Below are 11719 nucleotides of genomic sequence, written 5' to 3' on the forward strand. Positions count from 1 at the left end.
TTCAACCTTCCGCCGCTCCGCGCGGCGGCCTAACCCCGGCAGAGGCTCCACTTATCGACGCGGAGATTCTGTTCAGACAACCGGGACCAGCTCTGATGCATATCGCTTCTTGGCGCGGTAGCATGCCCTGGGCTTGATTGTGGCGCGCTAACGCTATGTTGCAGGAGAGGGGACGTCTAAGTTCGATCTTACCCCGCCTGTATCAGCTCAACCTTATCAAGCATGCCGCCAGAGCGAACGCGGTCGCGACGTGGTTTCCTTTTTAGAAGTCGAGTACTGGAGCGAATGACCCGGCCTCAACAGATGTATGAAATCGGAGCTTCATGTTTGTGTATGAAAGCCGGCAAGAAATATTCTTGGGCCGCTCTGTCAAGTGCGCTGCAAAAAAAACGAGACTCTAACCGCAGCCGAATGAAAGTTTGGTGGCGGGTCAGCGAGACATCGATGTTCGCGGGTGAGGGGTCGCACAGACAACGTCTCCGTCAATCTGGCAAACGTCATCGGCAGCTCCTGGACGACCTGGACGAACGGACCAGGTCGCTTTAGGGGCGCCTCACTTCTGCTTCATCCTAGCAATCGGCATATGCTCGCCGAATCCGGTGCTCGAGTGACGAAAAAAAGAACAAGGCTGCCAAATCCTCGTCGTGCCAACCATGTCTGATTGAGACCACCAATGCCGGAAATTCGACAAATCGGCTCGGCCATTCCACAGGGCGGCGGGATCACGAACCGTGTGGAGTCCTCGGGGCCAACGCGCTTGGGATGCGTGCGCGATCCCTTTGTCGCTCGCGATTCATCGTCACGGGCGACAAGGCGCTTGGTAGCCGTGGAAACACTTCGAGACCGCAATCTAAGAGACGTGCCATCGCGGTTCTGTCGCCAAACAGGTGGAGAGTGTTGACCAGTGCAAATCGGAGCATGGTCGCGCTCATAAAAGCGCATTCAGCGAGTGTTCTGTTATGGGATGGTTCGCTGGCCGTCCACAAAAGGCCTCGACGTGTCGACTTCCCGTATGACGAGAAAATTCGCCGCGGCGAGCCGTTGCGCACTCTACAGCATTGATTTGTTCCAATAGGACCAAACGCCCACCTCTGTAGCTATGCTGTGACGTCGAGTTTCGCGACAACACTCCGGTGAGCCTCGCGCACGACATGTAACTCCGAAGGCGTTCCAATCCGGCCGTCCTGGCACGCGCTTTGCTGGTCCCTAGGGGAGAGCTGTGAATAGCTGCGCGCAAATCGACACGCCGGGTAGATATGAACAAGGAACTTGACGGCAACGGTCGTCGTGGAAGCGGCGTCTGCAATTGCAAGCATGGGCAGCTTGATCGTGAATGCCACGATCGATCCTAATTTCCCAACGGTGCGACCGGCGGCGGTAATTAGCTGGCCTCGCTCGGCTTGCACAGTCAACATGCCGCGCAGATGCGTGGTGCAGCTGCGTGTGAAAATGGAGAAAATCGATGGACCGGAGTGAATACGTCAACCCGGGCATCCTGTCGGTGTTCGGCTTTCATACCTCCTTGTTAGACCATGGCGTGGCCGAGCGGCCGAATTCGACGGCATGGAGTTGGGAGGTTACGCGGCTTGGCTTCCACAAGGAGATGGCATCCATTGCCGATCGTCCAAGCGCGAAGAGAATCATAGGAAGAAAAGTTCGGAACTCTATGCCAGCGGCGTGGCCCTATCGATCGCCTCTTGTCTGAGACCGACAATGTCATCGATCCCGCGGAGAGGCGGCGTCGAACAAGGCGGCTCTGCGTCCTGTCGCGGTGTCGCCGCCTCGCTCAGTCGTAAGTTGTGGTCTCTACGGGCGCAGACCGCGCGGCCGATGATGTCCCGGAGCATTAGGGGGCTTAAAAATGGAGTCGTCGATGGGAGTCTTATCGCATCTGCGAGTCGTCGAGATCGGCAGCTCGGCCGCTACCAGCTACTGCGCGCGGCTATTTGCGGATTTCGGCGCCGATGTTCAGAAGGTCGAGCCGCCACTAGGCGATCCACTTCGCCGCAGCGCGCCACCCACGCCCGGTGGCCAGAGCGCGTGGTTCGCATTCCTGAACTTCAACAAATCAAGCATCATGATGGATGGCGCCGACCCCGACGCGGTTACACGGCTGACGACACTGATCGAGGATTGCGACATTCTGGTCGATGGCCGCGATGTTGATCCGGCGGATTGCCCGTCCATTGATATCGCCGCGATCCTGCAGCGGCGTCCCGAGTTGATCTACCTCGAAACAAGCTGGTTCGGCCGCGACGGACCCTATGCAGGATTTGCCGCGACTGATTCGACGGTTCGCGCGCTTGCCGGCCTCATCAAGCTGGTTGGACCGATCGCAGGACCGCCGTTGCATGCACCGGACTTCCAGACGGGTATCCTTGCCGGCCTATGGGGCTTCATCGCCGCGGCTTCTTCGGTGGTTGCACGAATGCAGGGCGGGGCAGGGCGGTCGTGGTCGCTCAGCATTTTTGAATCGAGTCTCACTCTCAGCGAGTATCTGATGTTCGAGGCATTTGGGCGCGACGACCCGATGCGTCGGATTGGCGTTAATCGCTTCTGGCCGAACTTTCCGGAGGGTATTTACGAAACCAAAAAAGGGTGGCTCGGCGTTACAACAATTACGCCAGCGCAATGGCGCGCATTCTGCGACATGCTCGGCCTGTCCGAATTGCGTGACGATCCCGCTCTGGTCCTCGGAGCCGATCGTCTGCACGACATGGAGCAGATCGAACGACAGTTCATGTCGATGCTGAAGACGCGAACAGCGCACGAGTGGTTTGCGGAGGGACTTAAGCGCAAGATCCCGATCGTGCCGGTACCCGAAGTATCCGATTTGCTCCTGGATGTGGAGAAGAAGGCGCGCGGCGCCATCGTACCCATCCGGCTTGGCGAAGAGGAGGGCCTGACGGCCGGCTCGATGCAGCGGCTGACATTGACGCCGCCGCGCCGCGGGGGCAGGGTTCCGGCTCCTGGCGAGCAACAGGGTTTCGCAAATACCCGAAGGCGCCTCAACGGCGCTGCAGCATCCTCGGACTGCATCGAGGCCGGCCGGCAGCTGTTGCATGGGATTCGCGTGATCGACTGCTCGATGGGCTGGGCGGGCCCATTGTGTACCCGTACGCTGGCAGATCTCGGGGCCGACGTCATCAAGATTGAGGCCATCCAGTATCCGGACTGGTGGCGTGGTGTTGACAGGCGCCTTGCCTATGTCGATACACAGATGTACGAAAAGACGGTACGCTTCTGCATTATGAACCGCAACAAGCGCGGCATCACACTTGACCTGAAGCGACCGCAGGGCCTTGCTCTTGCCAAGCGGCTTTTGGCGGGAGCCGATGTTATCGTCGACAATTACTCTGTCGACGTTCTGCCAAGGCTCGGGCTTGGCTACGACGTGCTCAGAACGCTCAATCCTCGGCTCGTTATGATGTCGATGTCAGCCTTTGGCGCGAACAGCGTCCATCGGGATTGCCGGGCCTACGGCTCGACTCTCGAGCAGGGCTCGGGGTTGCCGAGTGTAATCGGACGCCCTGATGGACCACCCGCGATGAGCCACATCGCGTTCGGGGATGCCGTCGGCGGATTGAACGGCTGTGCTGCAGTTCTGATCGCCCTGATTCATGCCCGCAATACCGGGCAAGGACAATTCATTGATCTTGCGCAGATCGAATGCATGATGCCGTTTGCTGCGCCATGGATTACTGTGCACTCGATCGGCGGTATGCCACCGATAAGATATGGCAATCGACATCCACAGTTCGTCCCGCATGGCTGCTTCCGGTGTGCGGGTGAGGACGACTGGATCGTGATAGCGGCGACCGACCAGGACATGTGGCAGAGACTTGCCAGCCTTATTGGCCGCTCTGACTGGGCTTCGGACCCATCTCTGAAATCTGCGGAAGCTCGCCGCAGCGTCGAGGGGCCAATAGAGACAGCCATCGAAGCCTGGACGCTGACCCGCGATGCGGATCAGGCTATGTGTGAGTTGCAAGCCGCAAGGGTTGCGGCCGGCGTGGCCCGCATGCCAATTGACCTGCTCGCAGATCGGCACCTCAGGTCGCGCACGTTCCTGCAGGTAGTCGAACGCGCGTTCATTGGCCTGCATCTGCAGCCCTCGATGCCGATTCGTGAAGGTGGGGGGCCCTATACGATCCGCACAGCGGCACCAACGCTCGGACAGCATAACAGAGACATACTATCAGGGCTTCTCGGGCTCTCAGACGCCGAAATCGCGCAATTGGCGAGGGAGCGTATCATCGGTACGGCGATGCTCTCCGAAGGGGAACTCGAAAAATCAGGGAGAGTGTCCTCAGATTGAAGCTTGGCAGATGCCAACCGTCTGATCAGAGATTCATGATGACGTAGGCTCAGTCCAGCCTTTCGCCAGGGGCAACGACGGAGCACACTCCACTGTCAGAGAGTTGATCGTCGCGAACAAGAGGTCATCAGCAGTCGTCCTGCGTTGACACCGCGCTGGCCGCCACTCGCATTCATCGGTGGTGCGCACGTTGGGTAAACTTAGAATGGTGCGGAGACGCTGCGTAATAGACCAAGGCGCAGAGCACGCGGACCGTGTCAATGACCTCGTGTGGATTTGCTTCGGAGTTGGGATACTTTCAGATCCTGCAATCGCAAGCCAATGTCCATGCTCGCAAGTGTGCCGTGCGTGGGGTCATACCAATATAGATTAAATGAAACGTTCTGGTCGATCCGCAAATTTAGACGGATGCGAGGCATGCATGTCGAGGGTGGGAATATCGAGTTCGATTTCGAATGACACCTCGACGATGGCTTCTGGATGATGGCCATTCTCGAACAGCGCGTATTTGAGCGCTTGAGTGCGATTCACGAACAAGCCGCCAAAAATACCGCTCTCTTCGCGCGCAACCCAGTTGCCAAGACGATTCTTGCCAACAAAGACAGTCGACGCTGCGGCCACGCGTTTCACCTTCAGGATCCTTGCTTGACTTTCAAAGAGTATGCTCCTTAGCATGACACATGCCACACCCTTTCCGTAGCCGTTAGAATGTGTCAGCCTCCAAGACACCTGATTTGACGACTCGAGCATCTGCCTCATCGATATCGACGCAAGACTATGCCAATCTCCACGTCGCTCTCGATAGTGAAGAATACCGGACAAGGGAAGGAAGATCTCCCTACCATTTCTGAGGTACCGAGCCTGCGCATTTCGGTGATGGTGAGCGGCGATTTCACTCGATGGTGAGCGCTCGTTTCGTTTGATCGTGAGCAGATATTTCACGCGATCCTGAGCGGCCGCTCGACCGACATGGTGATTGGTTCAGGGGTTTGAGGCGGCGGCAAGAGTTTGATTGCGGGCGTTCTTCTTTCGCATGCTTTCTCCGGTAAGCTGAAGGCGGTGAGCGTTGTGAACGAGACGGTCCAGGATGGCGTCGCCGAGGGTTGGGTCGCCGAACACGACAGAGTTCCCCTATTTTGGAGTGGGTCGTGTCTCACGTCACGATCACCGACCCGCATCATTTTCTGTTTGGGCACCGGCTTGAGCTGCTCAAGGAACGGGCCGGGCGCGGTCCCGCCTACGTCGTTGTCGCGCTGCCGGACGGACGGCGACGGGTGGTTCGGATCGCGTCGACGGATCTTGCCGAGACGCTGATCACTTCCCGCCCGAACGCGGCCGATCTGCCGCGCATCAGTGCACGCACGCTGATCCCATTGATGCAACATTTGAGCGCGAATCTGAACCTTCTCGACGAGAAGGTGATTCGCGATGACCCACCGACCGCTTCCAGGTCGCGTTGCGTATCGACCCCTGCCGACGCTGGCAAATCCACCTGGCCGTCCGGCCGACATTCCGCGCCTGTGGCCGAATCTGTCGACCGGGACGCAAACCCAGATCGCTCAAATCCTCGGCGCGCTGCTGCGGCGAATGCAAGCGGTTCCCGGCACGCCCGGAAGGGGACTGGGTCGTGCTGATCAGCTTGAACGTCGCTGACGAGCGGCTCACGACCGCACACCGAGCCAAGTTGGCCTATGTCTACGTGCGGCAGTCATCCGTGAACCAGGTGCGCCAGCATCAGGAGAGCACCGAGCTACAGTACCGCCTTGTCGATCGTGCCATCGGTCTGGGTTGGCCGCCCGAGCGCGTCCAGGTCATTGACGAGGATCTGGGCAAATCCGGGCAAGGACGGCAACACCGGTCGCTACCATTGTCGGGGCGGCGCCAACAATCATGGCGGTGACCCTTGCATCTCGTTCGGCGGCATGCGGATCGATCGTGACGTGGCCGCCGAGGTGATCGAGCGCCTGCAGCCGCGCGGTATCGAGGCGGCACTCGCCGCGCAGGCTGCGCGCAGCCGTGCGAACGAAGACAAGCGCGGCCAAGTCGAACTGGCGCTGGAGCAGGCTCGCTATGAGGTGGGGCGCGCGCGCCGCCAATACGATGCCGTTGATCCCGACAATCGCCTCGTCGCCGCCGAGCTGGAAAAGCGATGGAACGACCGGCTGGCGGTCGTGCGCAATCTGGAGACCGAGCTGGGGGGACAGACGGCTTCGCCCGCTGTTGATCTCACACCTGCCGACAGGGAGCGGCTGATGACGGTAGGCGCCGACCTGGAGCGTGCTTGGTCAAGTGCCGGCGTGGCACCCGAGACGCGCAAGCGGATCGTGCGAACGCTGATCGACGAGATCGTCGTCCGCGTCGAGGACAACGCGCTCGATCTGGTGATCCGCTGGCACGACGGCGACCACTCCGCTCTCAAGTTCAAGAAGAATCGCTCCGGCCAGCACCGCTGGAGCGCAACGGGAGAGACAGTCGATCTCGTGCGCGTGCTGGCGCGGCAGATGCCGGACAAAGCGATCGCGTCGGTGCTCAACCGATCCGGCAAGACCACGGGGCGCGGCAATGGCTGGACCAAGTCGCGAGTTTGCAGCTTGCGCAGCCACAACGACATCGCAGCCTATCGCGAAGGCGAGCGCCGCGACCGCGGCGAGGTCACTCTGGACTAGGCGGCCGCGGCCCTCTCCGTCAGCCCGTCAACCGTGCGACGTCTGATCAAGGACGGCCACCTCGCGGCGAGCCAGCTTTGCAAAGGGGCACCTTGGATCATCAAAGCAGCCGATCTTGAGCGTCCTGACGTCAAACGAGCCGCCACCGCGCGGCGCCTCAGACGTCAGCCGTCCGGCAATCCGCTACAAAAAGAACTGGAACTCTAACGAGATAGAAAGGTGAGCATTATGAAGCGGGCTCGGGTGCGCCGGTGACGAGCAGGTTCTCGTTGCGGTCGATCCAGTCGCCGCCGACGAGTCTGGCAAAGACGGCGCGATCGATTCCGCGTGGCGTACGCAAATCGACGTCTTCCACGCATGCGCTTTGGCGCAACGCGGCGAACTTGAGGCGGGTCGTGAGACGTTTGGTGTCGCGTTCGGCGGCTTCGCGATCGGCCAACAATCCGACGCGCTGCTCGAACGACAAGGCATCGAGATCCGACGATCGTCGCTGCTCCTCCAGGGCTTTGGCCATTCCGGTCAAGCCGAGTGCGATCAGCCGTTCATGAGTGGGATGCGTCAGCATTGAGATCTCCATGCTTCAGTGGAATAGCCCTGATCGCGGATGTTGCGGTGGTGCAGGGGTTGATCGTCGGACGTCTCGTCAAGGAAAGCGCGATCAGGCCGTTCTTGAGGATCGAGCGGATCGAGGCGACGGAGCGAGCCCTGATGAGGATGCCGCGTCGACAGGCCGCATCGACGCGAGCATTGTCGTAGCTCCTGGTCAGCGACAGGATGCCGAGGCAGGTGCGAAAGCCTTGCTCGGGATGAGGCCTTGCCGCGATGACGGCCTGGAAAAACGCCGCGGCAGAGGGGTCGATCTTCTCGCCGGCCGCGTTCAGCGCTCCCGGCGTCCACTTACCGTAGCGGCGATGGGCGCTCGGCATCTGATCGGCGATCGTGGTATGGCCGCGGCGGTTGGACGCAGGGACGTGGCTCGCGATCCTCTGCCCCCTGTGGAAGATCTCGACGGTCTTGTCGGCGATGCGGACATCGACGAGTTCACGGATCAGGCGGTAAGGGGTAGAATACCAATGGCCGTCGATCTCAACGTGGTAGTCGGGGGCGACGCGACAACGCTTCCAGCGCGCAAAGACATAGGGCTGGTCCGGCAGTTCCCCCAGCTTGAGACGATGGATCTCGGCGAACAGTTCGGCGCGGCTGGAGCCGAAGCCGCGTATCTGGCGGGCGTTGAGTTCGCCGACCAGGACGCGGATGGCAGCGTTCAGGGAAAAGAAGCGCTGATTGCGCAGGCGGGCCAGGATCCAGCGCTGCGCGATCTGGACGGCGACCTCAACCTTGGCCTTGTCCTTTGGCCGGCTTGGCCTCGCCACCAGGATCGCGGTGCCGTAATGGCCAGCCATCTCGGCATAGGTTCGGTTGATTCCAGGATCGTAACGATCGGAGTTGGTCACGGCGGCCTTGAGATTATCGCAGACCGCGAACTTCGGCATCACGCCGCCGAGATACCTGAACAGGTTGGCATGCACGCCGATCCAGTCGGACAGGCTCTGGCTTGCGCAAGCCTCGGCGTAGGTGTAGTTCGAGGCCCCCATCGCCGCGATGAACAGCTTCATGGCGCGCACTTCGCCGGTGACGGGATCGAAGATGTCGATGGTGTCGCCGGCGAAATCGACGAACACCTTCTCCCCGCCGATGTGGGTCTGACGCATGCTCGGGCGCGCACGCTGCTTCCAGGCCTCGAAGGTCGTGCAAAACCCGGTATAGCCGAAGCCGTCGGGATTGGCGGCGCGATACTCTTCCCACAACAGCAGCCGTGTCACGCTGCGACGGCGCAGTTCCTTCTCCACATAAACCCAATCGGGCCGGTCGCCGGTCGCTTTGCGAGGCTGCCGTCGGCGCCGGGAACAGCAGCAGCTTCAGGCCCTCGTCGTCCGTGCCCTCCGGTAGCGGCCAGATCAGCCCGGCAAGGCGGGCACGCCGCACGTAACCATGGACGACGCCATTGCTCACCCCAACGTCCGCGCGATGACGCGTTCGGTCAGGCCCTGGTGCCTTAAACGTAGAACTTCTCCGATCCGGCGCATCGACAATCTCTGGGTAGGCATCAGGCTTCCTCATTGGTTGAATGAGAAATCCGTAGCCCGGTTGAGTTGTCGGCCGAAGCAACCGGTACCGCCAAAAGGTGCTCACGATCCTCTGAAATCGTTGCTCATGATGCGGTCAAATCCGTGCTCACGATCGTCTGAAATCCGTGCTCACGATCACGCGAAACACGCACGAGCCTGATCTTCGACACGTCAGTCCAATCAAAGAGCAAAGCGCGAGGGCGGATATAGGGGACTTTCGTCGACTCGATCTTGTCGAGGGCAGTGCACGGTCAGTGTGCTGGAAGGCTCGGATAACGGCTTCGGCGTTGTCGGGCGCAATCCTGGTCGCATCGATGCGGGTATGCGGGTTACGCTCGACGTTTTCACCCCTACGATTGATGAGGAGGACGGCCCCACTTCCTCTAAGCGGGTGATGTGCCTGCGAGAATTAGCCTCGAATGGAGCAACACGCTTGGCTCATGGTGGGCGACTTCCATTGTAACATTACTGCGGACCACTAACAGGAGCTATTCACCAATGGAAATTGCGGCAAGACGATTGGGTTGGATATTTCGAAGGTCGTATTTCACATCCGTGCAGTAGATAGCCAAGGCCAAGTGACCAGTCGCCAACGCATGCGACGATCATGTCGTTCTTCTCCTCGCTCGCACACTGCCTGGTCGGCGGCGAGGCATGCGCCACCGTTCACCGCTGGCAAGATTCGACGGTCTGAGCACCATGTGAGATTGACTCCACCGGCCTGTGTAAAACGTTACGAGCGGTGAGGAGCCAAGAACGACGCCGCTGACGCGGACGCGATCTGCAAAGCGGTCCCCCGTCACAATATGCGGTTCGTTTCAATCAAGAGCGTCGAGAACCAAGGATGCTTCATCGCGCAAGAGGCCTGCTGATGCACCAGAGAACCATGACTTCTTGCGCAATACGATCTCACTTCGCTGAGTTCGCAATCTCTTTGTGGGCCAGAGCCGGCAAGGAGGATGGTCTGGCGGACTTGCTGGAGGACGAGGACCTGACGTACCTGGCAATCCCTGGGGCACTGGCTGTTCTTGTGAACCAACTGAAGAAATGCGTCCGGCAGGTCGACGCCATCGAGCGGAAGCTGACTCACATTCAGAAAGCAAGTCCGACGGCGAAGTTGCTTTCGTCGATTTCCGGCATCAGCCCATAATGGCCTCGCCCCTCGCCCGGACCGTGCCAGACCCCTATGTGCACCTCTTGCGCAACGCGCTCGACCATGTGCACCCAAGGTTGATGACGACTGCCTGCTCCAGCGGATGTATGACCGCCGCGGACCTGGAGTGCGGCGCGATCTGGCGGCCTAGCTTAGCAAATGGAGCGGCAAGTACCCCAAGCTCGTCGGTCAGGTCGAGGTGAACATCGAGGAGACCTTGACTTACTTCCGGCTGCCGCTGGTGCAGCGTAAGCACACAAAGTCGACCAACATGTTGGAGCGCCTTAACGAGGAGATCGGGCGGCAAACCTATGTGGTGCGCATCTTCCCCAACGCTGAGAGCTGCTTGGGCTCGTCCATGTGTTGACGATCGAGCGCCACTAGGCCTGGCACGAAGACCACCGCGATCTGAGTGTGGATCTACTGAGTGCGCCGTGAAGAACGCGGACGGGCGCTGATTTAAGCGATCTTTTGAGCCGGGATAGTTTCGGCGAAGGCCCGGATGATGGCACGTACGAGTTCTGCCAGCCATCGCAAGGAGCAGGGCGAAGTTGTAGCCGGCCGCGGCGAGGACAGCGTTGATGCTGTCGCCGAGGTGGCCTTTGAGATAGTTGCGGTCCATGCGGTGCTCGGACTTGACGTGGCCGATGACGGGCTCGACAGCAGCACGACGCTTCATCTCGCGCCGGATGGAAGCCGTGACGCGGCGGACCTGGCCCGAGCTCCAGACCCGGAGCCGGTGCGGGTGGTTGCGGCCGCGGTATCCTTTGTCGACATCGATGCGGCGAGCCTCCACGCCGGTGAGCGCGGCCATGTCGACGACACGAGGCCAAGCGTGTGGCCGTCGAAGGGATCGTGCAGCGCCTTGGCATGGAGCACGAACTGTCCGCCCTTTCTGGGACGTCACGGGGTTGACGATAATGACCTTGCAGCCGAACTCGTAAGGGCGCGCGGGCTTTCCCCTTGCCGATGCACTCGACCTCTGGCGCATGTAACGGTATAGCGCGACAATCTGGATGGGAAACCGCACTTCCATCCTGATTGCGTGCTGCAGCATAGACCTTGGGGCCGCGCTGATGCTGATCCTGGCTGCGCACGCGCTGCGCCAGATCAAACAGCGGGCCGAAGCGCTTCCAGCGCCGCATCGCCATCAATCTTGCGGCGGGATGTCGCGGATGATCCGGCCAAGCCGCGTCCGCAAGAACTTGAGTTGGCGCCGGGAGCGCTTGAACTATGAGCGTGGGTATAGCGGCCGACCATGATGGCGGCGCGCTTGACGATGGCGCAGCGGCACACGGTTGCGCTTGTCGAACCCGACGAGCTTGGTGATGGCCCGACGCATCAGCCGCCCGCCGGTCGGATGCGAACAGCCTTGGGCTGCACCGTGGTATCGACTACCACGCGCTCCAGGTCGTTGGGACCGATGGTGCCAGTCTTGTGCGCCACCGCCCGT

At 60.5% G+C, this 11719-nt stretch carries 6 protein-coding genes and 6 pseudogenes; 7 read left to right on the forward strand and 5 right to left on the reverse strand.

Translation table 11 applies throughout. The features are described 5' to 3' along the window. Positions 1–1873: 1873 nt before the first annotated feature. Entirely contained in the window at positions 1874–4318 is a 2445-nt protein-coding gene (locus ABIB78_RS38340) for a CoA transferase (RefSeq protein WP_429034230.1), read from the forward strand. Between the two features lie 369 nt (positions 4319–4687). On the opposite strand, the gene ABIB78_RS38345 is transcribed toward ABIB78_RS38340, so the two are convergent. Together ABIB78_RS38345 and ABIB78_RS38350 are read right to left on the reverse strand one after the other, a co-directional pair. Further along, positions 4688–4948: a hypothetical protein gene (locus ABIB78_RS38345; protein WP_429034231.1), complete on the reverse strand. Its 261-nt coding sequence runs from the start codon at positions 4946–4948 to the stop codon at positions 4688–4690. A gap of 351 nt (positions 4949–5299) precedes the next feature. Next, positions 5300–5437 (reverse strand): annotated as a pseudogene (locus tag ABIB78_RS38350) (ATP-binding protein); the annotation flags it as partial. Between the two features lie 29 nt (positions 5438–5466). On the opposite strand from ABIB78_RS38350, the gene ABIB78_RS38355 reads away from it, so the two are divergent. The 4 genes and pseudogenes from ABIB78_RS38355 to ABIB78_RS38370 form a co-directional block, all read left to right on the forward strand. Next, entirely contained in the window at positions 5467–5952 is a 486-nt protein-coding gene (locus tag ABIB78_RS38355; RefSeq protein WP_429034232.1) for a hypothetical protein, read from the forward strand. Further along, on the forward strand, positions 5946–6218 hold the full coding sequence (locus tag ABIB78_RS38360; RefSeq protein ID WP_429034233.1) for a hypothetical protein: 273 nt from the start codon (positions 5946–5948) through the stop codon (positions 6216–6218). Before ABIB78_RS38355 ends, ABIB78_RS38360 begins: the two co-directional genes overlap by 7 nt. A gap of 22 nt (positions 6219–6240) precedes the next feature. Beyond that, entirely contained in the window at positions 6241–6984 is a 744-nt protein-coding gene (locus ABIB78_RS38365) for a hypothetical protein (protein WP_429034234.1), read from the forward strand. 12 nt (positions 6985–6996) lie between these two features. After that, positions 6997–7191 (forward strand): annotated as a pseudogene (locus ABIB78_RS38370) (helix-turn-helix domain-containing protein); the annotation flags it as partial. A gap of 37 nt (positions 7192–7228) precedes the next feature. On the opposite strand, the pseudogene ABIB78_RS38375 reads toward ABIB78_RS38370, so the two are convergent. Both ABIB78_RS38375 and istA read right to left on the reverse strand, forming a co-directional pair. Next, positions 7229–7549 (reverse strand): annotated as a pseudogene (locus tag ABIB78_RS38375) (ATP-binding protein); the annotation flags it as partial. Continuing rightward, positions 7543–9092, reverse strand: a pseudogene (istA, locus tag ABIB78_RS38380) (IS21 family transposase). The pseudogenes istA and ABIB78_RS38375, both read right to left, overlap by 7 nt. Positions 9093–9984: 892 nt before the next feature. Between istA and ABIB78_RS38385 the strand changes: the two are divergent. Together ABIB78_RS38385 and ABIB78_RS38390 are read left to right on the forward strand one after the other, a co-directional pair. Next, the gene (locus ABIB78_RS38385; protein WP_429034235.1) at positions 9985–10263 is read left to right on the forward strand and encodes a hypothetical protein; all 279 of its coding nucleotides are present in this window, start codon (positions 9985–9987) and stop codon (positions 10261–10263) included. 35 nt (positions 10264–10298) lie between these two features. Then, positions 10299–10647: pseudogene (locus ABIB78_RS38390) on the forward strand (transposase); the annotation flags it as partial. A 78-nt stretch (positions 10648–10725) separates the two neighbouring features. Here ABIB78_RS38390 and ABIB78_RS38395 read toward each other — a convergent pair. Continuing rightward, positions 10726–11719 (reverse strand): annotated as a pseudogene (locus ABIB78_RS38395) (IS5/IS1182 family transposase); the annotation flags it as partial.

The organism is Bradyrhizobium sp. I1.14.4 (assembly GCF_050435825.1).
GTDB lineage: Bacteria > Pseudomonadota > Alphaproteobacteria > Rhizobiales > Xanthobacteraceae > Bradyrhizobium.

Bases quoted from the DNA above. Each gene is read 5' to 3' on its own strand.
- ABIB78_RS38340 (WP_429034230.1), top strand. From the start codon at position 1,874: ATGGGAGTCTTATCGCATCTGCGAGTCGTCGAGATCGGCAGCTCGGCC.
- ABIB78_RS38365 (WP_429034234.1), top strand. From the start codon at position 6,241: ATGCGGATCGATCGTGACGTGGCCGCCGAGGTGATCGAGCGCCTGCAG.
- ABIB78_RS38385 (WP_429034235.1), top strand. From the start codon at position 9,985: ATGCACCAGAGAACCATGACTTCTTGCGCAATACGATCTCACTTCGCT.